Below are 25,186 nucleotides of genomic sequence, written 5' to 3' on the forward strand. Positions count from 1 at the left end.
ACACACCTTTACAACATTTCTAAGAATCGATCCGAAATCTTTTGGGTGTCTTCAGGCGTTCGACAAATAATCAAACACGTATCATCACCACAAATTGTACCTAAAATTTCTTCCCAATCTAAATGATCAATCAATGCTCCAATGGCGTTGGCATTACCCGGCAAGGTCTTCATTACCAGCATATGTCCAGCTGAATCAATTTTCACAAAAGCATCCATTAATGAACGCTTTAGCTTTTGTAAAGGGTTAAAGCGCTGATCTGCAGGGAGACTGTATTTGTAGCGACCATCCATTAACGGAACTTTTACTAAGTGAAGCTCTTTAATGTCGCGAGAGATGGTTGCTTGCGTTACGTTAAATCCTTGATTTTTTAAAATATCTACTAACTCATCTTGCGTTTCAATATCATTGTTTGTAATAATATCACGAATTTTAATATGTCTTTGCCCTTTGTTCATACTGGCACCTCACACTAATATGTATTATCTTATCTCTTATAGTATAGACGAAATGTTATGATTCTCTTCCACATCATGCTGACATTCAATTTGATTATACACCTTTGCGTATAAAGGTGTATAATCAAATTGCCAATGCTAGAATTACTAGCATTGGCTTTTGATACTTGAAAAGAGACAAGAGCGTTAAGACTTTTTCTCTTTAAGTACAGAATGCGCTTGTTCAACAACTTCTTGAGCTGTCAGACCAGCAAGGTTCTCTCCTTGTTCTCTTTGCCCTTTCCAATGTAGGTGAAGTAAAAATTCAATGTTTCCATCTCCACCCGTAATCGGTGAGTACGATACGTTTCGTACATCATACCCTTCCTTGAGTGCAAAGTTCATCATGTTTTCAACAACTTCTTCATGAACCTTTGCATCTCGTACAATCCCTTTTTTTCCAACTTGCTCACGACCGGCTTCAAACTGCGGCTTCACAAGTGCTACCACATCACTACCTGATACAAGGAGCTGTTTTAACACGGGTAGAATTAGCTTTAAGGAAATGAATGAAACATCAATTGACGCAAATTCAGGTAATCCTGCTGCTAGGTCAGCTGGCGTAACATAACGAAAGTTCGTACGTTCCATTACAACCACTCGCTCATCCTGTCGTAGCTTCCAAGCTAGTTGGTTGTACCCAACATCTAATGCATATGACATTTTTGCTCCGTTTTGCAAAGCACAGTCAGTAAATCCACCCGTTGATGAGCCGATGTCAATCATAATACGATCTTTTACTTGTACATCAAACTCTTTCAGTGCTTTTTCAAGCTTAAAGCCACCTCTACTCACATACGGCATTACTGCTCCCTTTACAGTCAACGGTGTATCTCGGTCAATCTTTTCCCCAGGCTTATCTAACCGCTGTTCGTTCGCGTATACAAGACCAGCCATAACTGTTCGCTTCGCTTTCTCTCTCGTTTCTACCAAGCCTCTTTCGACTAGTAAAACGTCTACTCGTTCTTTTTTCGTCACTTCACTTCAAGCCTCTTTTGTATTGGTCTTACGAGTTTATTTACTCGATTAATTACTTCTTCGGTTGTTAAGTTGATTTCTTCTAATAACTTTGTTACGCTTCCATGCTCAATAAATTTATCTGGAATCCCCATACGATCGATGGCGGAGTAATAGCCATGCTCTGAAGAAAACTCTAGTACTGCACTTCCAAACCCACCTTGCAATACGGCTTCTTCAACTGTTAAAACAGGACGATTTGATTTTAAAATGTTATGCAGCATCTGTTCGTCCATTGGCTTAATAAAACGTGCATTTACAACCTCAACTTGAATACCTTTTTTACTTAACGCTTCCGCCGCTTCCATAGCCATTGGAATGGTTGTACCAAACGTTAAGATCGTTGCATCTGTACCTTCTTTTAGCACTTCCCATGTCCCAATATCAATCGATTTTAGCTCGTCATCTAATGGTATGCCTAAACCATTCCCTCTAGGGTAACGCATAGCAATCGGTCCTGCTTCATATGTTAAGGCTGTATGAACCATGTGCTGACCTTCGTTTTCATCTTTCGGCATCATCAACACCAAGTTTGGTAAATGACGTAAAAACGCAATATCGAATACACCTTGATGTGTTTCACCATCTGCTCCTACTAAACCAGCTCGATCAATTCCGATAAATACATTTAGCTTTTGACGACAAATATCATGCACAACTTGATCGTAAGCGCGCTGCAAGAACGTTGAATAAATAGCTAAAAATGGCTTCATATTTTGAGTAGCTAAGCCAGCTGCCATCGTTGTCGCATGCTGCTCTGCAATTCCAACATCAAACATACGATCAGGAAATTCTTGTTGAAATGCTTCTAGCTTCGAACCAACCGGCATAGCAGGAGTCACTGCTACAATACGGTCGTCTTTACGAGCCATCTTTAAAACAGTATTACTCACTAATGCGCTCCATCCTACCGGTACATTCTTATCTTTAATAAAGTCACCAGACTCAATTTTATAAGGGCCTGGACCGTGCCACGCACCGCTAGTATCACTTTCTGCTGGCAAGTAACCTTTACCTTTTTTCGTAATAACATGAACGACAACTGGACCTTTTGTTTTCTTGGCATACTGAAGAGTTTCTAAAAGCTCTTCGTAATTATGACCATCCACCGGACCTAGATATGTAAACCCAAGGTCTTCAAAAAACATACCGGACACAACCATATACTTCAGGCCATCTTTAACTCGCTCCGCTGTGGCTGCTAACTTCCCTCCAACGGCTGGCACTTTTTTCAGAAATACTTCTAGCTCATCTTTTACCCAGTTGTATTTCCCTGCTGTACGAAGTCGTCCCAGTACGCTGTGAAGAGCACCTACATTTGGGGCAATTGACATTTCGTTATCGTTTAAAATAACCGTCATATCTGTTTTTTCATGTCCAATATGGTTTAGCGCTTCCAAGGCCATTCCGCCTGTTAATGCTCCGTCACCAATAATTGGGACAACATAAGATTTTGTTTTTTGCAAATCACGCGCAATTGCCATTCCCATTGCAGCAGATAATGACGTAGAGCTGTGTCCTGTTTCCCACACATCATGTTCACTTTCATCCCGCTTAGGAAAGCCACAAAGACCTTTGTACTGGCGAATCGTATCGAATTCGCATGCTCGCCCCGTTAAAATTTTATGAACATAGGACTGATGTCCAACATCCCATAAAAATTTATCCTTTGGGCTGTTAAATACTTTATGAAGCGCAACCGTCAGCTCAACTACTCCTAGGTTTGGCCCAATGTGGCCTCCTGTTGCAGAGAGTTTTGTAATTAAAAAGCGACGAATGTCTTCACTCAATGCTTCTAATTCTGTTATTGACATCTTTTTTAAAAAATCAGGACTTTTTATCGTTGTAAGATCCAATCTGGATCACTCACTTTCGTACTTGTTATAAAGTTACCTTAATACATTTTGTATGGTTTTATACTAATAGTCAATTATTAACACAGTTACTACTTATAATACCTTTGTCAGGTTATAAGTAAACATACCTCTCTTTAAAAGAAAACCGTGAAAAAATAGCCGCTAACACAAATGTGATAACGGCCACCAAAATATTGTATATGTCTTGCAAACCTATGCACTACGTCTTTGACATAGTAGTAAGGCTATTATAGCATAGGCAATATTGGGACTCAATCTTATTTTATCTCATTTATATAAAAAACAGGGCCATTACTTAACGATCACGCTTCGCCACGTATAGACAAATTTCTTCAAGCAACCCCGTATCCAACTTGGTTGTTTTAAGCGCATCTAAGCTGGATTGAATATGATGATGAAGCTTTTGCTTTGCTGCTTCCATCCCAAGTAGAAGAGGATACGTCGTCTTTTCATTCTCCGTATCGCTTCCAACAGGTTTACCAATTGCTTCTTCGGACCCTTCAATATCTAAAATGTCATCTTGAATTTGAAAAGCAAGCCCTAAGTTAAAGCTGAACTTGTCTAGAAGCTCTAATTGTTCCTCAGTCGCTTCACCTAAGATTGCACCTGCTTTCACACAAAAACTTAAAAGCTTTCCTGTTTTATGTATATGAATATCTTCTAGCTGCTGAAGAGTTAAATGTTCATGCTGCTGTTCTCCTTGCATATCAGCAACCTGTCCTTTAATCATACCTTCTGCTCCAGCTGCTTTCACAAGCTCACTTAGAAGCTTCACTTTTACTTCATCTTTTATTTCTGAGGCGTTTATAATTACCTGAAAACTGTTGGTTAATAGCGCATCACCAGCTAAAATCGCCGTCGCTTCGCCATACACCCTATGATTTGTTGGCTTACCTCTTCGTAAATCATCGTCATCCATGCTTGGTAAGTCATCGTGAATGAGTGAATATGTATGAATCATTTCAACTGCGCTTGCAGCTGCGAGCCCTTTTTCTTCATCATGCCCTAATGCTTTTAGCGTCGCAAAGACCAACATTGGTCGCAGACGCTTTCCTCCAGCCGTTAATGAATACAACATCGATTCTTTTAATAGCGAAGGCGCTTGCAGATTCGTTACATATCCATGTAGAAATGTCTCTACTTTACCTTTTGTAAACTGAATGTACTCCTGTAGCTGCTGTTCGCTCACGTCTATTCTTCCTCCTGAACAGTAAAAGGTGCTAACGTGCCGTCTTCTTGCAAAATGCTCTCCATTTGTTTTTCAATTTGCTGAAGGCGATCATGACAGAATTTTGATAAAGACATCCCTTGCTGAAATTTTTCAATCGCTTCTTCTAACGGAATGTCGCCTTCTTCTAACTTATTCACAATTTTCTCTAGCTGGTCCATTGCGTCTTCAAACGTCTGCTCTGTTTTGTTCGCCATTTTTATCGCTCCTTTATATCTGACACTTCACACTGTAATTGTCCATCTGTTAATCGAACTTGAATGGTATCACCTTTTGCCAATTGTTTTGTGGACTTTATTAGCGTCTGATCATCATCGTACACCAGGCTATAACCTCGCTCCATTGTTTTTAACGGGCTCAATGCATGTAGCTTAGAAGCTGTAGTTGCAAATAAAAGGTGTTGCTGTTTCATAATCTGTTGCATTTCTCTTTGCAATACTTTTGCTAGCTGCATGTGCTGTTCACGTGCTTGCTTAACTTTTTGCTGAGGGTGGTTACGCTGCAAGTTCATAGCAAGTTGTTCATACTGATTTTGCTTTCTTTCAAAAAATCTCTTGCTTTCACGATATAATGTATCGATAACGCGGTCAAGTTGTTGCTCTTTTTGTTCGATTAGTTTTTGTGGATAACGAAACGCATACGATTTTTGAGACTTTTCTAATCTTCTTTTACTGTGCTGAATTTTTTCATTCATCGCGCGAAGTAAACGAATATTCCGCTGTGAAATACGCTCTGAAATCTCAGCAATACTTGGTACCGCCAGTTCTGCAGCTCCTGTTGGAGTAGGTGCTCTTAGATCTGCTACAAAATCTGCGATTGTAAAGTCCGTCTCATGGCCAACAGCTGAAATAATAGGCAGCGCGGAATGATAAATCGCGCGTGCAACCACTTCTTCATTAAACGCCCATAGCTCTTCAATTGACCCTCCTCCTCGCCCAACAATTAGCACATCAGCTTCGTCTCGCTTGTTTGCTTCGTTAATTGCTTTTACGATTGAAGGAGCAGCGTTCACACCTTGAACGAGAGCTGGTATAACAATGATTTTAGCGATTGGATAGCGCCTCTTTAGCGTTGTAATAATGTCGCGCACTGCGGCTCCTGTCGGGGATGTAATTACACCGATTGTACTCGGGTATTTAGGGAGATTTTGTTTGTGGGAAGCATGAAATAACCCTTCTTTTTCAAGCTTTTTCTTTAACTGTTCATAAGCTAAGTAGAGATTACCAACGCCATCAGGCTGCATTTCCTTTACATACATTTGGTAGTTTCCACTCGGCTCGTATACAGATATTTCGCTGCGAATTAACACTTTCATTCCTTCTTCAGGCTGAAAGGCTAATTTGCTGTTATGACCAGCAAACATGACCGCTGCAATGCGAGCATTTTCATCTTTTAAAGTAAAATACATATGACCTCTACTATGCTTTTTAAAGTTAGATATTTCACCTTTAATCCAAATATCTTGTAGATGAGGATCGACATCAAATTTCCGCTTAATATAGCGTGTTAATGCTGACACAGTTAAATAACGAACTTCACTCATAATATAACCTCCTTGTTTCTAAAAGGTTCTTCCCCTCTCCTTTTTAGATAAAGGAGAGAAGTACCCTATTAGATTGTACTCGGTTAACGAGATAGAGTAACAGCTACCTTCGATAATACGCCATTAATAAAGCGACCAGATTGATCATCACCAAATACTTTTGCTAACTCAATTGCTTCATTTATTGTAACATTTCCGGGAATTTCTTCTTCGTATTTCATTTCATATACCGCCATACGTAAAATAGTACGGTCTACCGTTGCAACTCGATCTAACGTCCATTTTTCTAAGTGGTCGCGTAGAATGCCATCAATCTCTTTCTGATTGTTTGCCACGCCTAACACTAATTTTTCTAAGAAATCGTCACCTTTTCCCTCTTGCAACACATTTTCCATCGCTTCTAATGGCTCAATTTGCCCAAGATCGTGTTGAAATAAGGCCTGTAATGCTTTTTGTCTTGCTGTATGTCTTTTCATTATTTTGACTCCTTTATTTATCTACTTTCACTAGTATACCTAGATAATAGCACAATTTATTGTAAATCAAAGAAGGAATTTCACCCGTCATTACTATCTCATTTTTACTCGGCTTTTAATCATCCAACACTAGAAAGCGTAACATGGCGTCCTTCTTCATTAAGTGCTTTTCCGCCATGTTACACCTTCTAGACCAACTCATAAACACGAAAAAGACCGTCTATGTGACGAGACAGTCTTTTTCACTTTACCATAGCTTGTCTGGAAAAGAAATAACTAAAATTAGGAGTTACTCCTCTTCTTCAACTTCTTGCTTTTGCGTATCAAATTGAACGCCTACAATATGAATATTTACTTCATCTATTTCAATTGCTGTCATATTTTTTAACGCTTGGCGGATATTATCTTGTACCTTTTGCGCCACAACCGGAATAGATACACCAAACTTCATCATGCAGAATACATCAACTTTAATACCATTTTCAGTTAAATCAACTTTAACGCCTTTTCCATGGTTTTTCTTCCCTAACTTTTCAACGACACCTGCTGCAAAATTGCCACGCATAGCCGTAACGCCATCTACTTCTGAAGCCGCAATCCCTGCAATTACTTCAATGACTTCAGGAGCAATTTCAACTTTACCTAAGGAATTTGGATGTTCTTCCATTTCTAATACATGATTTTCGTTCATGTACAGCACCTCCTATTATTTATACTATACTACGAATTCATTACATCATGTAGCTCAAGAAATTTTGTATTGAATTCTCCACCTACAAACTGTTCGTGATTTAATAATTTCAAGTGGAACGGAATCGTTGTTGCAACTCCTTCAATAACAAACTCACTTAAAGCACGCTTCATTCGCTCGATTGCCTCTTCGCGAGTTGGTGCATGAACAATTAGCTTCGCAATCATAGAATCATAATATGGCGGGATTGTATAGCCTGGGTATGCGGCTGAATCAACGCGTACTCCGTAGCCCCCTGGTGGTAAATACATTTCGATTGTTCCAGCAGATGGCATGAAGTTTTTCTCAGGGTTTTCTGCGTTAATACGACATTCAATTGCCCACCCATTAAATGTTACTTCCTCTTGTTTTAAAGGAAGATGTTCGCCATTTGCTACTTTAATTTGTTCCTGAATCAAGTCAACACCTGTTACCATTTCTGTTACAGGATGCTCTACTTGAATCCGCGTATTCATTTCCATAAAATAGAATTTATTTTCGCGATAATCAAAGATAAACTCTACTGTACCAGCCCCTGTATAGCCAACTGCTTGAGCCGCTTTTACAGCTGCGTCTCCCATTTTAGTACGTGTTTCTTCATTTAATGCTGGAGAAGGCGTTTCTTCAATTAATTTTTGAAGTCGGCGCTGAATACTACAGTCGCGCTCTCCTAAATGAATCACGTTACCATGTGTATCTGCTAATACTTGAATTTCAACATGACGGAAGTCCTCGATGTACTTTTCAATATATACACCAGGGTTACCAAATGCCGTAGCAGCTTCTTGTTGCGTAATCGTAATTCCTTTTACGAGCTCTTGCTCCGTTCTCGCAACACGAATTCCTTTTCCTCCACCGCCGGCTGTTGCTTTAATAATAACAGGGTACCCAATATCTTTAGCAATTGACATGCCATCTTCAACAGACTCTACGATACCCGTTGAGCCTGGAACAATTGGCACACCTGCTTCACGCATTGTTTCTCGCGCAATGTCTTTTGTTCCCATTTTTGTAATAGCTTCAGGAGTAGGTCCCACAAATGTAATATTGCATTCGCGACAAAGCTCTGCAAAATCAGAGTTCTCCGCTAAGAATCCATATCCAGGATGGATTGCATCACAACCTGTCGATGTTGCAACGCTCATGATATTTGTAAAGTTTAAATAACTATCTTTTGATGCCGTAGGTCCGATGCAATAAGCTTCATCTGCAAGCTGTACATGAAGAGCGTTGCGATCGGCTTGGGAATAAACTGCAACTGACTCTACGCCTAATTCTTTGCAGGCACGAATAATACGAACTGCAATTTCTCCTCTATTTGCAACTAAAAGCTTTTTAATCATGTTTTACCGCTCCTTATTCAGGCTTCACTAAGAACAGAGGTTGACCATATTCTACAAGCTGACCATTCTCAGCTAAAATTTCCACAATCTCACCTTTAACCTCTGCTTCAATTTCATTAAATAATTTCATTGCTTCAACGATGCACACAATGGAATCTTTTTGAACTTTGTCACCCACTGCAACATACGCATCGTCGTCTGGAGAAGATGATGCATAAAACGTTCCAACCATTGGAGACGTAATTTTATGTAGATTCTCATCTTTTGCTGGTGCTGCTTCTACTGGCTCAGCTGTTTTTGTTTCACTTACGGCTGCCGCTTGTGGCTGAGCAGCAGGTTGTGGTGCTACTACTTCAGGAGTTGATGAAACAACTTGTACAGGTGCAGCGTTCTTTGAAACAATTGCACCTTTCTTTTTCATTTTTACTTTTGCCCCTTCATGCTCATATACAAATTCTTCAATGGATGATTGATCAACTAATTTAATTAATTCACGGATTTCTTGAATTTTCAACATATTAAACACTCCTACTTCATGAAATAGAAATCTTTCTACTACTTTGCTATGATACGACAAATTGCAATCTTCATTCAAATTGCTTTGTGCGCATGTAAAAGAATAATCTACTCAAAATGGGTTTTAGAACTTACTACTATTTCCAATTATAATTGTATCGATAGAGAAATTACAATTGTAGAAAAACATTATAACCTAGTACTAATATAAGGCTATAATGATAATTATAACCCAATCACCTGGATAAATCCACGTTAAAATTCAGCTATCAGCCTAGTAAGAATCATAAAAAAAGCGATGACAATAGGCTTCATCGCTTTTTGAATTGATTTATTTTGTTGGTTGAAACTCAACTGCTACCTCTTTTTGCCCAAGCTCTTTTTTCACTAATTGAATAATTTCATTTGCTTTTGCTTTAGAATGCTTTTCAGTTTTCACAGTAATGTTAACCTCGCTACCATCAGCTCTTACCAGTGCATCTTCATAACCTTTAGACTTAATTAAAGTTTCAATGACAGCCTCTTTCTCTGCTAGCTCCGATAGCTGGTCGATTTTATCCATTGCTTTACTTACTTCAGTAGCTGATACGTTTTTAGAAGCAGCTACTTCCTGTAACTCTTCTTTCAGCTTGCTTCTCTCATCAATTAGCTCTAAGCGAAGCGCCGTAAATAATTCATCACTTTCTACATTTGATACAGTCGTTTTGCTCTCTGTAGTAGACTTAGCATTTTCCTTTTTTGTATCTTCTTTTGCTGGCTCTTTAGCATCTTCTTTTACAGCTTCTTTGTTCGTATTTTCTTCTTGTTGATCCACAACCGCTACGTTTGACTGAGGGCTTTCTGGCGTTGTCATATAATACACTGATAAAACCACTACTAAACTTAACATTGTTAATAACCAAACTGTTTGCTTTTTTAATAACATTTGGATTTCCCCCTTAACCTTTTTTAGGTAATACAGCAACTCTATGACTAGGCACATCTAAGGAACGCGTGACTGCTTCAATAATCCATTTTTTCACTTCGATATTATCAGCCCCTTTCGCAACGACGAGGATACCTCGTATTTTCGGCTTTTCTGTTTTCACTACAACAGGCTTTTCCTGGTCACCACTTCTGACGATAACTAACTTTTCATCCGTAGACATGTCTTCTACTTTTCGTTTTCCACCCTCACGATCTGTTTCGTCTGTCGACTGCTTTTGGGTCACCGTGTTTTTTTCATAAACTTTTGCCTCTGTTGCATCGAGGTTTACGATTACTTCCACCTTGCTTACACCATCAATCTGTTCTAATACGTCTTGTAACTGTTCTTCATATTTTTTTTCATAATCAGTAATCGCTGTGTTTTTTTTTGAACCAAATGCCGGGACATCCTCTTGGTCCTGTACAGTAGAAGAAGCTGGTTTTGCTTCATCTACTGTTGATTGCAACATACCCTTTGAACCGTTCATGAGCATAAACACCATGCCTGCTGCTAATAAAATACCCATGTAGACAAGCTTAGACGGCTTCTTATCATCTGATTTTTTTGTCAAGGAGAAAAGTCTTTTTAAAAATGATGATCCTTCTTTTTTATCATTCATGTCACGTTCACTCCTCCTCCAAGTTTACAATCATTTGTTTTTCATCTATGCCCCATTTAGCTGCTAGATACGTAGTAATATCCGTCGCTTCTTTTGAAGGTTCCTTTTCAATTGGTGTGGAGGTGTCAATGGAGATTTCTTTCACAACTGCCACGGCCTGTTCATCCTCAGGCTCTTCTGCACTCATCACAACTGTAATCGTTTTTATATTGTCGGCTTCGGGATCTGCTTCTTCGTTTTTCGTTTCAATGTGCATCTGATCAATTGCTACACCATACTGTTCCATCAGCTCCTCTTTTACCTCTGTCTCCATTTGGACAGCCATTTGTTCTAAAATATATGCACGTTGTGAAGCTTGTATTTCTTTTTTCTTACTTTCTATTAAATTTTCTACTCCTGCATCGTCACTAGCCGCTGACAATCGAATAGAATTAAACATTTTGTTCACGTCTACTTTTAAAATTTGAAAGACTGGCGTAACAATAATTAACATTAAAAGCAAGCCAATGACGAGCTTCGTATACTTTTGAAAGCCTGAACTAGGAAGCAGTAAATTTATAACGGTTGCTAGTAAAATAAATAGAATAATATTCGTAATCCAACTTGTTAGTGCTTGCATTTCTTTCCCTCCTATCTCACCATCATCGTAACGTTGCTGGCCGTAATGATGACTGTTAAACATAGGAAAAACATCAGTGAGACAATTGCCAATGCAGCAAAAATGTAAACAACACTTTTACTAATAATGCTTAAACACGAAATAACAGGACCACCGCCAATCGGCTGTAAAAGTGCTGCTGCTAGCTTATAAATAAGTGCTAGGGCTAATACTTTAATAGCTGGAAAAGCAACAATTAGAAGTAAAACCACCACTCCTGCTATTCCAACTGTATTCTTTAAAAGAAGTGAAGCTGTGATAACGGTATCTGCCGCGTCCGTAAACACTCGTCCCACAACTGGAATAAAGTTTCCCGTAACAAATTTAGCGGTCCGAATAGTAATTCCATCCGCCACAGCAGAAGTAGCACCTTGTACTGAAATGACTCCTAAAAAGACTGTTAAAAAGATTCCTAGAATACCAATGCTGACGTTTCGAAGTAGCTGAGCTAACTGTGTAACCTTGTACTGATCTGAAATAGTGCTCACAATGCTTAATAGTGCTGATAAAAATAATAGTGGCATGACTATATACTGGATGAGCATCCCGCTAATGTTCATTAAAAATAAAATGACTGGATGAAAGAAAGCAGCCGATATTACCCCGCCTGATGAAGCCATTAACGCCAATAATAATGGCACTAAGGCTAAAATGAACTTAGACATTGTTTCAATTGCGCCGGTTGCGTATGCAATGGCTACTTGAAAACTATTTAAAGCAATGATAATTAACACCATATAAACAAGTGCATATGCCACTTTACTAACAGCTTGCTGATTGAATGCACTTTGTAACGTTTGTAAAAAGACGCTGAATACGGTTAACATAATGAGCGTTCCCAGCAGTTTTCCATTTGAAATAATTTCATGAAGTAAAAATTTCACCAACCCGTTCAGCCATTCTTGAAGTGAAAACTCTTTGTCACCTTTTAAGAAGTCAACTAAACTACCCTTTTGACTTTCTGGTAAAAAGCCGCCATACTGAGTCAAGATATCATCCCAAAATTGCTTCACTTCGTCGATATCGAGCTGGTCTATTTGTTCATCTACTATTTCTTCTTGAGGCGCAGACTGAGAGGCTTGTACATTATTTGGAAAGAAAAAGAAGAGGAGCAAAAGGAATGCGAGCAATTTTCGTTTACTCATACACCACTTCATCTCGTCACCTCATAAGCTTAATAATTTAGGACGGTAGCATGGAAATAATTGTTTCAATAATTACTGTTAAAATTGGAATAGCCATTGATAAAATTAAAATTTTACCGCCCAGTTCAATTTTAGAAGCAATCGCACCTTGCCCAGCGTCCTTCGTAATCTGAGCACCAAACTCTGCAATGTAAGCAATCCCTATAATCTTTAAGATTGTTTCCACATAAATCATATTCACATGTGCATTCACAGAAAGTTTTTCAATCATTTTAATAATCTCGTATATCTGATCGATTAAAAATAAAAAGATCACGCAGCCTACAAAAACAACAAGTAAAAAGGCAATGGGCGATTTATGTTCTTTTAAAATGAGTGCTAAAAAGGTAGCCACTAAGCCTAAGCCCACAATTTGTATCATTTCAATGGCTAATCACTCCCTTAGCTTTGAAATAAAAAAACGGCTTTAATTTTTTGAAATAAATCTTCAACAATCGATGCAACCATAAACAAGATATAAATAAACCCTATAAGCGTTACCCAGTTCGCGTAATCTTTCTTCCCCATTTGCTCTAACACCGTAACGAGAAATGCTACAACAATACCGATTCCTGCTATTTGAAAAATTGTATTCATATCAATGTTCATCCCTATTCCCCCAATCACTACATCAATAAAATGACGAGTAGCAATCCTGATAAAAAGCCCAGACTTTTTATCATTTTTTCATACCGATTTTGCTGTTCAAGTGCGTCCTGTTCTTCCCGATCCAAATGGTTAATAGCTAATAATATATGTTTTTGTTGGGAATACCGATCATGTTGTCCTAACGTTTCACCAAACTGCTTCAACACTTCAAGTTCTCCCTCTTTAAAGGCAAGCGCTTTTTTATGAGTTTGAAGAGCGTGCTCCCACGCTTCTTTGGCAGTGGTCATTCCTTGTGTTAAACGCTGTTCAAACTCCTTAAAAAAAAGCGATAACGGATTAGGAAATTGTTTTGAAAGCATATGTGAAATTTCATGAAGTGGGCGATTACTGTACATAATTTCTGACTCTAACGATCGTAGCGCTGTTTTCAATTGCCGAAGTTGCCTCGTCCTTTCGCTAAGCTGCTTGGCAACTTCAAAACCTGTGAACGTAGAAGCAAGCAAAATAAAAATAGCTCCTAAAATTTTCATTTCTTCGTCACCCTTTTTATTTCAAAGAATAATTCGACTTCAACGAAAGTGGCTTTCTTCCTCGATCATAGATGGTTTTTACAGTTCCTGGACCATTCTCATTGGTTAATACGATATAGCGTTCGAATACTTCAAGTTCTATTAATTGTTTCAAGGAGGGACGTTTATTTAAATCAAATAGATCATAACCATGCACCGTCATAAACACTTGTACACCCGCATTGACAGCCTCTAACACAGCTTGACAATCTTCTTCACTTCCTACCTCATCCACAATTAATACGTTTGGACTCATCGATCGAATCATCATCATCATTCCTTCAGCTTTCGGACAGCTATCTAAAACATCTATTCGTGTTCCAAAAGTATGTTGTGGAACACCTTTGACACAGCCTGCGATTTCCGAGCGTTCATCTACGATACCCACTTTAACCGCTTCAATCTTTCGTTGCCTATTCCCTGTGCTCATCATTCTTGCTAAGTCTCTTATCATTGTTGTTTTTCCCGTTTGTGGGGGACCAATCAAAATGGTGCTAAGCCATCGGGATTGGTAGAGAAGAGGAGTTAGTGGTTCCGCTATGCCAATCTGTTCTTTTGCCACTCGAATGTTGAACGACGTCACATCACGGATTACACGAACATGTCCATTTTCAGTAATAACTTTACCTGCAAGTCCTACTCGATGACCCCCTTCAATCGTGACATACCCTTTTTTCAATTCTTCTTCAATCATATAAATAGAGAAATGACTGAGCTTGTTTAAAATAAATAGCGTATCTTCTGCCGTTACCACATAGGACAAAAAGACTGGCTGACTGTCAATTGTTAGCTCAATTGGCCTTCCAATTCGAATGCGCACTTCCTCTAAAGTATCTATATAGCGCTGTATATATGGCTGTACATTGCGCTTAATGCCTTCTGGAAAAATAGCCACAATTTCATCTAGCATTGAAATCCCCTCACCTTTATACTCATTTCAATGTATGGCAAGCTTTTACTTGTTATGTCAGAAACTTCACTTAAATACCCCAATTAAAATTAAAAGGACGCCTGTACCGATGAGCACAAGCTTGCCAAAAGATAGTTGGTCAGCAACTGATACTAATCCAAGGCTAAATGACGTGATCATCACAATTGGCCCTACCAGCGCCAGCATTCCATTAATCATTAATGCTTTTTTGACATCATTATTCGTAAAAATTAAAATGGCTGCGATGAATTCAATAAAAGATGAGACAAACCGTAAGCAAGCCATCGTCAAAACAGTTCCGTTTATGTGATCAAACCAATGCTTCATAACTTCCTCCCACGTATTACATCATTTAGTACAACCTATGCAATCCGTAGACAACTTATCACTTACGAAAAAGAAAAGCATAAAAAAAGAAGAGATAATCATCTCTTCTTTTTTTATGCTTTATTATGCACGTGATACATAGCTGCTATCTGCTGTGTTGATAATTAATACATCGCCTTCATTCACGAAGAATGGAACTTGTACAATTAGGCCTGTTTCAACCGTAGCTGGCTTCGTACCACCTGATGCTGTATCACCTTTAATACCTGGTTCTGTTTCAGTAACTTTTAATTCAACTGTATTTGGAAGCTCAACACCTAGCGTTTCACCTTGATACATCATGATAGCTACTTCCATGTTTTCTTTTAAGAACTTTAGCTCATATTCAATTGCTGATGCTGGAAGTTCTAATTGCTCATATGATTGGTTATCCATAAATACGTGCTGATCACCACTTGCATATAAATACTGCATTTTACGGTTATCAATTTGTGCTTTTGCTACCTTTTCACCTGCACGGAATGTTTTCTCTTGAACAGCTCCAGTACGTAAGTTACGAAGCTTTGAGCGAACAAACGCTGCTCCTTTACCTGGCTTTACGTGTTGAAAGTCCATTACGCGCCAAATACCTCCGTCTACTTCTACTGTTAGACCTGTGCGAAAATCGTTTACTGAAATCATGAAAAAATCCTCCTACATCTTATAAAATAATAAGTTCTTTCGGTGAGTATGTTAATGACTCATTTCCTTCTTCTGTTACCACGGTATCGTCTTCAATACGAACGCCACCAAGGTTTGGTATGTAAATACCTGGTTCAACCGTTACAACCATTCCTGGCTGCAGCGTATCCTGAGACTTCACAGAAAGCGACGGGCCTTCATGAACCTCTAACCCCACACCATGACCTGTAGAATGACCAAAATACTGTCCATATCCTTTTTCTACAATATAGTCTCTTGTTAAGGCATCGGCTTCCTTACCCGTAATACCCGCTTTAATTCCTTTCATGCCTCTTAACTGCGCCTCTAATACTGTATCATAAATTCCCTTTAGTCCTTCACTGACTTTCCCTACCGCAAATGTACGGGTAATGTCAGAACAATAGCCTTTATAATACGCACCAAAATCAAGCGTAACAAATTCTCCTGCTTCAATGACTTTTTCAGAAGCAACGCCGTGCGGTAATGCCGAACGATGACCTGACGCCACAATTGTATCAAACGAGGACGAAATTGCACCTTGCTTTCGCATAAAGAACTCCAGCTCATTAGACACTTGAAGCTCTGTTACACCAGGCTTAACGAAGGTCAAAATATGCTCATATGCTGCATCTGCAATTTTTGCAGCTTCCTTTAATATCTTAATCTCTGAGTCACTCTTTATCAAGCGTAAGTTTTCAACGGCAGTGGAAACTGGAATAAGCTCTGCTTTGACTTGCTTTTCAAGCTGTTGAAACTGAGCATATGAAACATGATTCTCTTCAAAGCCAACGCTTTTCATTCCAAGCTTCGTAATAACCTGCCCTACTTCTTCTAAGATTGGGCCTTTATGTTGCACAATTTCAAATCCCTCTGTTTGTTCAGCGGCCTGCTTTACATAACGAAAATCTGTGATAAATACAGCTTTATCGTTAGAGATTACTGCTATACCTGCCGAACCAGTAAAGTTAGTCATATAGCGACGGTTATATTCACTTGTAATAACCATACCGTCAACATTTAACGTATGAAACTGTTTGCGTAATTTCTCTATTTTCATCCTTCATTCCCCTTTCTTTTGCAACAGAGCAAGAACCGCTAACTCATATCCATAAATACCCAAACCTACAATTTGTCCTGCTGTGACAGGCGCCGTCACTGATTCGTGACGAAATGCTTCTCGCTTATGTACGTTTGAAATATGAACTTCAAGCACAGGAACTGAAATGCTTGCAATCGCATCGCGGATTGCGTAGCTATAGTGGGTGAATGCCCCTGGGTTAATGACAATTCCATCAAAGTTCTCGTCTGCTCCATGAATCCAATCAATAATAACTCCTTCATGATTAGACTGAACACATTCAATATGCACACCCTGTTGCTCAGCAAGCTGCTGGAGGTTGTGCTCTAACGTTTTTAAATTCTCTCTCCCATAAACTGCTGGTTCTCGAACACCGAGCCTATTTAAGTTCGGACCATTAATTACCAAAAACTTTCTCATGGACACTCTCCCTTGCTTACACAGCTATTTTTATCATTAAAATAAACCTTACGTTTTCTCTTTTTAGTTTATCATAAATCAAAACATTCACACTACTCATTTACAAGTTCTGGGTTATGTCTAGAACTGCTGTTTAGCTCTGCTGCCTCAAAGGAAATGGAATATCCGACAAATACCCCGTATAAGATGTATAAACAAATGGTTGTAATAATGGTATTAGACGTTAATTCTCCTATCATTTTCATACTTGGAAACAACGGGTTGAGTAAAAGGAAAACGAGCGCCCAAAGCACTGCCCCATATGCAATACCAAACCATATTGATTTAAACTTTTTTAAGAGCACATAGTAAAGAAGCGCTACACCAATTGATATAATACCAATTATCAAAACGCTAACAATAAGCCCTGGCCAGCGATCTTTCCAGCTACCAAAAGCCCACGGCTGTAAAATCGTATTGGGATGAATTTCACTAAAGCTAAATAAATACGTAATGTATCCCATTAAGCTCCAAAACACTCCTCCTACAAAACCAATAACTACCACTTTAGCTAAGAATGAGCCTTCCTTTGATTGTATTTGTTGATGTGTCGACTTATTATCTTGTTTAGCTGTCATCTTCATCACCTCTACTGAATAGTATGAGCTGATCTTTACTGTTCTATTATAAAGTTGAACGTTTCTTAATGAGAACAACAGGAAAATTTTATCATTTCATGTGTGATATAGAAAAGTTTTGTCTAAACTAGATAACATACATCGACCTAGAGGTTTATTCGAAATTGCTGTAGAATATAAATTATTAAGGGGCAATTAGTCTGAGTTAGGTTGGTGTCTGAAATGTCTAAATTACAAAAAACCGCATACGGTGGGCAGGCTGTCATTGAAGGAGTCATGTTTGGCGGCAAGAAAATGATGGTCACTGCCATTCGTCGCAAAGATCAATCTATTGAGTATTTTCAATCTTCTCGGAGATCGAATCGTGTACTAACAGCGCTGAAAAAAATTCCGTTTTTAAGAGGAATTGCAGCGATTATTGAAGCAAGTGCAAACGGTACACAACATTTAAATTTTTCATCTGAACGTTACGATGTACATCCTAACGAAGACGATGTAATTAAAGAAGAAAAAAAAGAATCAAAACTATCCTTAATATTGGGTGTTGCAACAATTGGTGTACTTTCTTTTCTATTTGGAAAAGTGCTTTTCACTCTAATCCCAGTGTTTTTAGCAAATTTGACTCGTCCTATTTTCGCTTCCGATTTAGCACAAGTAGTGATTGAAAGCTTCTTTAAGCTTTTATTATTGCTCGGTTATATTTACGCGATTTCACAAACTCCGCTTATTAAACGCGTCTTTCAATATCACGGAGCAGAACATAAAGTCATTAATGCGTATGAAAACAATCAGGAACTTACGGTAGAATCAGTTCAAGCTCAGTCTCGGCTACACTATCGCTGCGGAAGTAGCTTCATTCTATTTACAGTTGTCGTTGGAATGTTTGTCTATCTCCTTGTCCCTACGGACCCGCTTTGGCTTAGAGTCGTAAACCGACTTGCTTTGATTCCCGTCGTGTTGGGTTTATCTTTTGAAGTACTACAATTGACCAATAAAGTTCGCCATGTACCTGTTTTACGATTCTTAGGTTACCCTGGGCTATGGCTACAGCTTCTTACTACAAAGGAACCTAAGGATGACCAAGTCGAAGTTGCAATCGCTTCGTTTCAAGAGCTTTTACGCATTGAAAATGAGGGAAAATCTGTAACCGGTGGCGAACAAGTAAGTTAAGACTGTTTTGCTTTCTTTTATCATTTTAGGAGGTGAACAAAATGAGGCGTCCATTCGTTAAACCACTTGTTAATTCATTAATTGCTTTAGGAATCATTGGGTTTATTTACACACTTGCAACAAATCCAACAAGCCTATTGCGCCAAGCAGGCTATATCTTTTTATTTATCATTTTGTTTTACTTAGTTTATCGGTTTATTATCCGTCCTGCCCAAACCAAAGGACAAGACAAAGGCTATCATCGAGCTGTAAAACAATCAAAAATACGCCAAAAAGAAAAAGAACGCAGCGGTAATAAAGTGGATATGAACGCTTATCGAAACGTCCAAAAACGTCCATCTGCTAAAGTTAACAAACCGTTAAAGAAGAAGAAAAGCAATACACATTTAACAGTCATTGAAGGCAAAAAAGGAAAAAAGAAAAACCGTGCCTTCTTTTAATGAAAAACTGCGCCTTACAAAGACGCAGTTTTTTCTATTTAATAGCACCATCTTTTTAAGAATAGCTCCGCTTTATTCTTGCCATAGTGAAAAAGCTGATGTTTCTGTTCGTCTGGTAAGGAAAATTCCGTAGCGAACACTTCACTAACTGGTAAAAAGATAATATTTCGCTCGTGACGTTTTGATATATGCCTTGCATCATGAGCGTCTTTCATTGTATCAAATAAAGCTGAAAACATCGCGATTGCATTTTTAATATTTTTTTTATCTTCTTCTTTTTCACGGGGGCTAAGCTTAATACCCAAAACAGGCCTTTGTTTACGCTTTTGATCATCGTCAAATAAAAAAATAGGAAAGTTACTTAATACCCCACCGTCCACAATGAGGCTTACGGGATTTGTCCGCAGCCTAACTGGCTCAAAAAAGTAGGGAATGCTACAGCTCATCCGCACAGCTTTTGCTACAGGAAATTTCTTTGGATCTATTCCATACCTAGGCAAATCATCGGGTAGTATAACGAGCTTACTATTTGTTAAATCAGAAGCAATGATGCGCAGCGATCCCGCTGGCAAATCACCAAATGTAACAATGCCTCTTGCTTTTAATTTACTCGCTATCCATTTTTCTAATTTTTCACCTTTATATAATCCTAAGTTCCAATAGAGAAGAAGCCACTTTGTTAAGGCGGATGGAAGAAAAGAAACGCGTTGATCTAGCAAAGACTTCACATTCATTTCATCCATCATCTCCATCATTTCGTCACTTGTATAACCTGCCACAATAAGAGCACATACAATTGAGCCAGCACTTGTACCTGCTAGACGCCTGAAAATAAAGTCTCGCTCCTCTAAAGCTTGTAAGGCCCCAATTAATGCAAAGCCTTTAAGGCCACCACCTGAAAAAACGCCATCAATATACAGAAGTTCTCAACTCCTTCAGTCTGCCTCCTATCTACACTTTAGTACCTCTTTTATTAAATTATGCTAAAAATAAAAAAGAGCCGTTCTAATCTAAATTAGAACGGCTTTTCCAATATGCGTTATAGCTGTTGCTCTTCTTCATTTTTCTTTTGGACACTTCGCAAACCTTGCACACGCTCTGGATCTTCCTCAAAATATTGTACTAAATCACCGATTCTGTCAATTGAGTTCCAGCTTAGATGATGCTCAATACCTTCAACATCTTCATAAATATTTTCTTCATCTACACCGATAATACGCAGCAGTTGCTCCAATAGTTCGTGGCGATAAACAAGACGCTTACCAATCTTTTGTCCTTTCGGAGTTAAAACAAGACCGCGGTATTTTTCATAGATTAAATATTCATCTTTATCAAGCTTCTGCACCATTTTTGTGACTGATGAGGGATGAACTGTTAAAGCATCAGCGATATCCGAAACCCTAGCATATCCTTTATCTTCAATCAGCATATATATTTGTTCAATATAATCTTCCATACTTGGCGTAGGCATGAAATCTCCCCCAATAAAATAATTATTATGTATAAACTAACGAAACACGCTTCTGTAAACTTTTAGTAATATACTGCTCAAAAAGACGAAAACTAACGATATACCAAAAGACATTCATGTAAAATCATACTATATAGTATAAGCAAATACAAGGAAATGTAGCAGCCATTTATTTCAACAGATAGAGTTTGGTACATAACAAAATGATTGCTTCTAAAAGACGAACACTCGCTGTTCCCATCTCTTTGATTTGTCTCAACTCGTTCGTTCCATTGCGCTACGGTCACTCGCTTTCCGCGGGGAGGAACCTGAGCTTCCTCGCTGCGCTGCGGGATCTCAGGTTTCCCACTCTTTCCCGCAGGAGTCGAGTGTCCTACGCTTCATTCCACCCTGTTTCCAACATTGTTTTTACAATCAACCAAAAAACCTGAACGATTAAAAGTTATGAACTCTCAATCGTTCAGGTATAGTAGAGGCTGAACTACTTATGTCTCAGCCTCTATCACTTTCTTATAAACCACACTTTAACTGAGCGCCACAATTTGTACATGTGTTGCAGCCACCCATTTCTTCAACAGTTCCTTGGCGACAAACCGGACACGTATTTCCAATTTCAGAACCAATCGTTACATCGGTTGATCCCACTTCGTTGATTGTATCGACTAATACAACGTGTGGTTTTTCTGCTTTTGTTTCTTTTACTTCTTCATCAAATGTATTTTCTTCTGCTTTTAGCGTTAATACCTGAGCATCACGGCTACCGTCTACATAAACCGTACCACCTTTTGCACCGCCTTTATATAAACGCTCGTACACTTTTTGAACTTGTTCAACTGTATAGCCACGAGGTGCATTTACCGTTTTACTAATTGAACTATCAATCCAACGTTGAATGACACACTGAACATCAGCATGAGCTTCTGGAGCCAATTCCATTGCTGAGATAAACCATTCAGGAAGGTTGTTTGGATCCGCTTCTGGATGTTGGTCTAAATATTCTTGAACGATATCTGCCTTTACTTCAATAAATTTCCCTAACCGACCGCTTCTGAAGTAAGAGAATGAGAAGTATGACTCAAGACCTGTTGACACACCAACCATTGTTCCTGTACTACCAGTAGGTGCTACTGTTAGTAAGTGTGAGTTACGAATACCGTGCTCTTTGATGCTTTCGCGAATGTCTTCAGGCATCTTTTTCATAAACCCTGTATTTGTGAAAGCTTCACGTAAACGATCCGTTTCTTCCTTAGTATCACCAATTAAGAATGGGAAGCTTCCTTTTTCTTTCCCAAGCTCTACAGACGCACGATATGCTGTTGTTGCAATTGTTTCAAATACTTGATCAACAAGTTCGTTTCCTTTTTCAGAACCGTACTCTGTTTCACAGTAGATAAGCAAATCATGAAGACCCATTACACCAAGACCTACACGACGCTCACCAAGAGCTTGCTTTTGATTTTCTTCTAAGAAGTAAGGCGTTGCATCAATAACGTTATCCTGCATGCGCACACCCGTTTCAACCGTTTGACGAAGTTTTTCAAAGTCTACTGTTTTCTTTTCTTTATCTGCCATTTGCGCTAAATTTACAGCTGCTAAATTACAAACTGAAAACGGTGCAAGTGGTTGTTCTCCACATGGATTTGTTGCCACAACATGCTGACCGTATGCTTGTGCATTTGTCATGTCGTTTGCATTATCAAAGAAGAAGATACCAGGCTCTGCTGAGTACGTTGCGCAAATATTAACTAAGTTCCAAAGCTCTTTTGCACGAATTTTACGATACGTACGAACCTTATTACCTTGTTTTTCCCACTCGCGAACATCTCCTACCTCATGCCAGTTTTCGTTGTAGTGTGCCATTTCTTCTTTCGAATAGCTTTCTACATCTGGGAAGCGAAGCTCGTATTCACCGTCGTTTTCAACTGCATCCATAAACTCTTTTGTTAAACAAACAGAAATGTTTGCTCCTGTTAAAAATTCAGAATTATGAACGCTGTACGTTCCACCAGTTTGTAGCTTTTCTTCAGCATCCGCAATAATTTTCTCGCTGAATCCACCAAGACCTGGAATTTGCTTATAATTGATAATTCCTTGGTACATGTCTTTTTCAGATTCCGTAAGCGGCGTAAATTTCAGCTTATCTTGGGCATGTTTTTTAATCATTTCATCATTTGTGTTTTCAATTAAGAATCGTAAAATGCGTGGATTTTGCATTTTAGAGATAATAAACTCAACAATATCTGGATGCCAATCCGCTAACATAATCATTTGAGCACCGCGACGAGAACCGCCTTGCTCAACAAGGTGCGTAAGTTTCGCAATATCATCTAACCAAGAGACAGATCCTGATGATTTACCGTTTACACCACGCGCTAGTGTGTTGCGTGGACGCAGGGTTGAACCGTTTGTTCCAACTCCTCCGCCTCGGCTCATGATTTCCATGACTTGCTTACGGTGTTCGGAGATTCCTTCGCGAGAATCTTTTACGTACGGCATTACATAGCAGTTAAAGTATGTAACATCCGTTTCAGCTCCCGCTCCGTACAGAACGCGTCCAGCTGGTACAAAGTTCATTTGAACAAGCTCTTGATAGAATTTTTCAAACCATTCGTTTCGCTTCTCTTCCGTTTGTTCAGCGGAAGCTAACCCAGTAGCGTTACGCTTTGCAATTTGCTCATAGAAGATTTCAAGTGGTTTTTCAATTACGTCTAATGAACGAGTAATAAGTCCACTTTCTGCTTCTTCAGGTGCTAACGCTCCACGAAACTCATCTTCAACCTTTACGACTGCCATCTTTTGGTCAAAATTAATGCTTTCCACATAGCCAAGTCCTCGAGCTGGAAACTTAGGGTCTTCCTTTACGGTTAAAACAACAAAGTCTCCTTTTGATAACGTAAGTTTTTCCGTATCTTTAAACGCATAACGGTCTAACATTACGAGTCGAGATACGCCTTTATGAGTAATTTTCATATCTGGTGTAATTGGGTGTACTTGTGGAAAGCGTTCAATATCTTGATTAAGCTTTTCAATATTCATATTTACTTTTTGATTAACTATAACAGTCATTCTGACAACTCCCTTACCAATCGTGCTCTATTTTACCAATCATTTACCTTATTTTGGAAAAAAGCAAAATTTCAACTATCAATAACTTACCACACGGATTGGACAAATTCAACATGTAGTATTCAATCAAAACCCAAACACCTACATATAGATAGATGTCAAGAAAAATATTTTTTTTACATTAAAAAAAGTATTTGACTTTTACATCAATTACTTTCTTCAGCTAGATAAAATACTTAGGGGCACAGCTTAAATAGTGTGCTCCTAAGCAATCGTTATCTTCTAAAATTCCATTCAACAGAAGCATATTTCTTTTGTGCTAATTCTTCTACGTAACGCTCTTCTTGTTCTGTTAATTCATAAGGTTCTAAGTCAATATCTAAAGCGCTAGCAAAGCCTTTATAAAATGCTTCCTTCGCTTCTTCCATTTGGATTTTACGGCCTGCAATAGCATTGATTGCAACAGCTTTTGAACGAAACGCACGCTGCATTCGCTCTTTCACACGATCATTTGGATAATTAAATACGCTAAATAATTTATCTTCGTCAATCTCTAATAAAATAGAACCATGCTGTAAAATTACACCTTTTTGACGCGTTTGTGCACTTCCAGCAATTTTACGCCCTTCTACCACAAGCTCATACCATGAAGGTGCATCAAAACAAACAGATGAACGTGGATTTTTCAAACTATTTTTTTCTTCTTCTGTGCGAGGGATTGCAAAATATGCTTCCAGACCCAGCGAACGAAATCCCTCTAATAACCCTTCTGAAATGACACGATACGCCTCTGTCACCGTCTTAGGCATGTTTGGATAGTCTTCCGATACAATGACGCTGTAAGTAAGCTCCTCGTCGTGCAAAACGCCTCGTCCCCCTGTTGGTCGACGCACAAATCCTAATCCTAATTTATCTACCTGTTCAAAATTGATTTCTTTTTCAGCTTTTTGAAAGTAACCAATTGATAATGTTGGAGGATTCCAACCGTAAAATCGAATCGTTGGTGGTATTTGACCAGTGCTATGCCACTCTAAAAGCGCTTCATCAAGTGCCATATTGTAATATGGCGAACGTTCTTTTGAATCAATGAATCTCCATTTTTGCTTCATTTTTCTCATCCCTAACTAGTAT

General features: G+C 38.7%; 29 protein-coding genes. 2 read left to right on the forward strand and 27 right to left on the reverse strand.

Translation table 11 applies throughout. From position 1 onward, the window contains the following. Positions 1 to 8: 8 nt before the first annotated feature. The 23 genes from ahrC to MKZ18_RS16735 form a co-directional block, all read right to left on the reverse strand. Complete coding sequence (gene ahrC, locus MKZ18_RS16625) at positions 9 to 458, reverse strand: transcriptional regulator AhrC/ArgR (RefSeq protein WP_025911491.1); 450 nt, start codon at positions 456 to 458, stop codon at positions 9 to 11. Positions 459 to 644: 186 nt separating this feature from the next. Beyond that, positions 645 to 1,475 carry a TlyA family RNA methyltransferase gene (locus tag MKZ18_RS16630; RefSeq protein WP_025911493.1) on the reverse strand — a complete coding sequence of 277 codons (831 nt, stop codon included), beginning with the start codon at positions 1,473 to 1,475 and terminating at the stop codon, positions 645 to 647. Further along, the gene (dxs, locus tag MKZ18_RS16635) at positions 1,472 to 3,370 is read right to left on the reverse strand and encodes a 1-deoxy-D-xylulose-5-phosphate synthase (protein WP_025911495.1); all 1,899 of its coding nucleotides are present in this window, start codon (positions 3,368 to 3,370) and stop codon (positions 1,472 to 1,474) included. Before dxs ends, MKZ18_RS16630 begins: the two co-directional genes overlap by 4 nt. Before the next feature lie 316 nt (positions 3,371 to 3,686). Continuing rightward, entirely contained in the window at positions 3,687 to 4,580 is an 894-nt protein-coding gene (locus MKZ18_RS16640) for a polyprenyl synthetase family protein (RefSeq protein WP_340842251.1), read from the reverse strand. A 2-nt stretch (positions 4,581 to 4,582) separates the two neighbouring features. Beyond that, positions 4,583 to 4,816: an exodeoxyribonuclease VII small subunit gene (locus tag MKZ18_RS16645; RefSeq protein ID WP_025911499.1), complete on the reverse strand. Its 234-nt coding sequence runs from the start codon at positions 4,814 to 4,816 to the stop codon at positions 4,583 to 4,585. A 2-nt stretch (positions 4,817 to 4,818) separates the two neighbouring features. Continuing rightward, positions 4,819 to 6,162 carry an exodeoxyribonuclease VII large subunit gene (xseA, locus tag MKZ18_RS16650; RefSeq protein WP_025911501.1) on the reverse strand — a complete coding sequence of 448 codons (1,344 nt, stop codon included), beginning with the start codon at positions 6,160 to 6,162 and terminating at the stop codon, positions 4,819 to 4,821. An 83-nt stretch (positions 6,163 to 6,245) separates the two neighbouring features. Further along, a complete protein-coding gene (gene nusB, locus MKZ18_RS16655) occupies positions 6,246 to 6,638 on the reverse strand; it encodes a transcription antitermination factor NusB (RefSeq protein ID WP_061784666.1) in 393 nt (130 codons plus the stop codon). Between the two features lie 289 nt (positions 6,639 to 6,927). After that, positions 6,928 to 7,329 carry an Asp23/Gls24 family envelope stress response protein gene (locus MKZ18_RS16660; protein ID WP_025911505.1) on the reverse strand — a complete coding sequence of 134 codons (402 nt, stop codon included), beginning with the start codon at positions 7,327 to 7,329 and terminating at the stop codon, positions 6,928 to 6,930. Positions 7,330 to 7,358: 29 nt separating this feature from the next. Beyond that, a complete protein-coding gene (gene accC, locus MKZ18_RS16665; protein WP_025911507.1) occupies positions 7,359 to 8,711 on the reverse strand; it encodes an acetyl-CoA carboxylase biotin carboxylase subunit in 1,353 nt (450 codons plus the stop codon). A gap of 13 nt (positions 8,712 to 8,724) precedes the next feature. Continuing rightward, positions 8,725 to 9,228 (reverse strand): acetyl-CoA carboxylase biotin carboxyl carrier protein, encoded by a 504-nt coding sequence (gene accB / locus MKZ18_RS16670; protein ID WP_025911508.1) that lies wholly within the window; start codon positions 9,226 to 9,228, stop codon positions 8,725 to 8,727. 330 nt (positions 9,229 to 9,558) lie between these two features. Then, positions 9,559 to 10,152: a SpoIIIAH-like family protein gene (locus MKZ18_RS16675; protein ID WP_025911509.1), complete on the reverse strand. Its 594-nt coding sequence runs from the start codon at positions 10,150 to 10,152 to the stop codon at positions 9,559 to 9,561. Between the two features lie 13 nt (positions 10,153 to 10,165). Further along, the gene (gene spoIIIAG, locus MKZ18_RS16680; protein WP_061784667.1) at positions 10,166 to 10,813 is read right to left on the reverse strand and encodes a stage III sporulation protein AG; all 648 of its coding nucleotides are present in this window, start codon (positions 10,811 to 10,813) and stop codon (positions 10,166 to 10,168) included. Between the two features lie 7 nt (positions 10,814 to 10,820). Continuing rightward, positions 10,821 to 11,432, reverse strand: coding sequence for a stage III sporulation protein AF (gene spoIIIAF / locus MKZ18_RS16685; RefSeq protein ID WP_025911513.1), 612 nt, complete (start codon positions 11,430 to 11,432; stop codon positions 10,821 to 10,823). A gap of 11 nt (positions 11,433 to 11,443) precedes the next feature. Continuing rightward, entirely contained in the window at positions 11,444 to 12,616 is a 1,173-nt protein-coding gene (gene spoIIIAE / locus MKZ18_RS16690; protein WP_090752760.1) for a stage III sporulation protein AE, read from the reverse strand. 37 nt (positions 12,617 to 12,653) lie between these two features. After that, on the reverse strand, positions 12,654 to 13,037 hold the full coding sequence (spoIIIAD, locus tag MKZ18_RS16695; RefSeq protein WP_061784668.1) for a stage III sporulation protein AD: 384 nt from the start codon (positions 13,035 to 13,037) through the stop codon (positions 12,654 to 12,656). A gap of 20 nt (positions 13,038 to 13,057) precedes the next feature. Next, the gene (gene spoIIIAC, locus MKZ18_RS16700) at positions 13,058 to 13,264 is read right to left on the reverse strand and encodes a stage III sporulation protein AC (RefSeq protein ID WP_025911519.1); all 207 of its coding nucleotides are present in this window, start codon (positions 13,262 to 13,264) and stop codon (positions 13,058 to 13,060) included. A gap of 17 nt (positions 13,265 to 13,281) precedes the next feature. Next, positions 13,282 to 13,794, reverse strand: a complete 513-nt coding sequence (gene spoIIIAB / locus MKZ18_RS16705; RefSeq protein WP_144594058.1) for a stage III sporulation protein SpoIIIAB — start codon at positions 13,792 to 13,794, stop codon at positions 13,282 to 13,284. Between the two features lie 16 nt (positions 13,795 to 13,810). Continuing rightward, a complete protein-coding gene (gene spoIIIAA, locus MKZ18_RS16710) occupies positions 13,811 to 14,743 on the reverse strand; it encodes a stage III sporulation protein AA (RefSeq protein ID WP_078989285.1) in 933 nt (310 codons plus the stop codon). A gap of 66 nt (positions 14,744 to 14,809) precedes the next feature. After that, the gene (locus MKZ18_RS16715) at positions 14,810 to 15,091 is read right to left on the reverse strand and encodes a YqhV family protein (RefSeq protein WP_025911524.1); all 282 of its coding nucleotides are present in this window, start codon (positions 15,089 to 15,091) and stop codon (positions 14,810 to 14,812) included. 123 nt (positions 15,092 to 15,214) lie between these two features. Next, positions 15,215 to 15,772: an elongation factor P gene (gene efp / locus MKZ18_RS16720; RefSeq protein ID WP_061784670.1), complete on the reverse strand. Its 558-nt coding sequence runs from the start codon at positions 15,770 to 15,772 to the stop codon at positions 15,215 to 15,217. Positions 15,773 to 15,791: 19 nt separating this feature from the next. Further along, a complete protein-coding gene (locus MKZ18_RS16725; RefSeq protein WP_061784671.1) occupies positions 15,792 to 16,850 on the reverse strand; it encodes a M24 family metallopeptidase in 1,059 nt (352 codons plus the stop codon). Positions 16,851 to 16,853: 3 nt separating this feature from the next. Further along, a complete protein-coding gene (gene aroQ, locus MKZ18_RS16730; protein WP_061784672.1) occupies positions 16,854 to 17,291 on the reverse strand; it encodes a type II 3-dehydroquinate dehydratase in 438 nt (145 codons plus the stop codon). A 92-nt stretch (positions 17,292 to 17,383) separates the two neighbouring features. Further along, complete coding sequence (locus MKZ18_RS16735) at positions 17,384 to 17,908, reverse strand: YqhR family membrane protein (RefSeq protein WP_061784673.1); 525 nt, start codon at positions 17,906 to 17,908, stop codon at positions 17,384 to 17,386. Positions 17,909 to 18,130: 222 nt separating this feature from the next. Here MKZ18_RS16735 and MKZ18_RS16740 point away from each other — a divergent pair, with 222 nt between their 5' ends. Both MKZ18_RS16740 and MKZ18_RS16745 read left to right on the forward strand, forming a co-directional pair. Continuing rightward, positions 18,131 to 19,078, forward strand: a complete 948-nt coding sequence (locus tag MKZ18_RS16740) for a DUF1385 domain-containing protein (RefSeq protein WP_061784674.1) — start codon at positions 18,131 to 18,133, stop codon at positions 19,076 to 19,078. Between the two features lie 41 nt (positions 19,079 to 19,119). Then, on the forward strand, positions 19,120 to 19,518 hold the full coding sequence (locus MKZ18_RS16745) for an SA1362 family protein (RefSeq protein WP_025911533.1): 399 nt from the start codon (positions 19,120 to 19,122) through the stop codon (positions 19,516 to 19,518). A gap of 38 nt (positions 19,519 to 19,556) precedes the next feature. Here MKZ18_RS16745 and MKZ18_RS16750 read toward each other — a convergent pair whose 3' ends face one another. The 4 genes from MKZ18_RS16750 to MKZ18_RS16765 form a co-directional block, all read right to left on the reverse strand. Continuing rightward, positions 19,557 to 20,438: a patatin-like phospholipase family protein gene (locus tag MKZ18_RS16750; protein ID WP_061784675.1), complete on the reverse strand. Its 882-nt coding sequence runs from the start codon at positions 20,436 to 20,438 to the stop codon at positions 19,557 to 19,559. Between the two features lie 119 nt (positions 20,439 to 20,557). After that, on the reverse strand, positions 20,558 to 20,989 hold the full coding sequence (gene mntR, locus MKZ18_RS16755) for a transcriptional regulator MntR (protein WP_025911536.1): 432 nt from the start codon (positions 20,987 to 20,989) through the stop codon (positions 20,558 to 20,560). A 510-nt stretch (positions 20,990 to 21,499) separates the two neighbouring features. Beyond that, positions 21,500 to 24,055, reverse strand: a complete 2,556-nt coding sequence (locus tag MKZ18_RS16760; RefSeq protein WP_341344580.1) for a vitamin B12-dependent ribonucleotide reductase — start codon at positions 24,053 to 24,055, stop codon at positions 21,500 to 21,502. A gap of 275 nt (positions 24,056 to 24,330) precedes the next feature. Continuing rightward, positions 24,331 to 25,164: a lipoate--protein ligase family protein gene (locus MKZ18_RS16765; RefSeq protein WP_025911538.1), complete on the reverse strand. Its 834-nt coding sequence runs from the start codon at positions 25,162 to 25,164 to the stop codon at positions 24,331 to 24,333. Positions 25,165 to 25,186: the final 22 nt, after the last annotated feature.

The sequence above is a fragment of the Priestia sp. FSL W8-0001 genome (genome assembly GCF_038050335.1).
GTDB classification, from domain to species: domain Bacteria; phylum Bacillota; class Bacilli; order Bacillales; family Bacillaceae_H; genus Priestia; species Priestia flexa.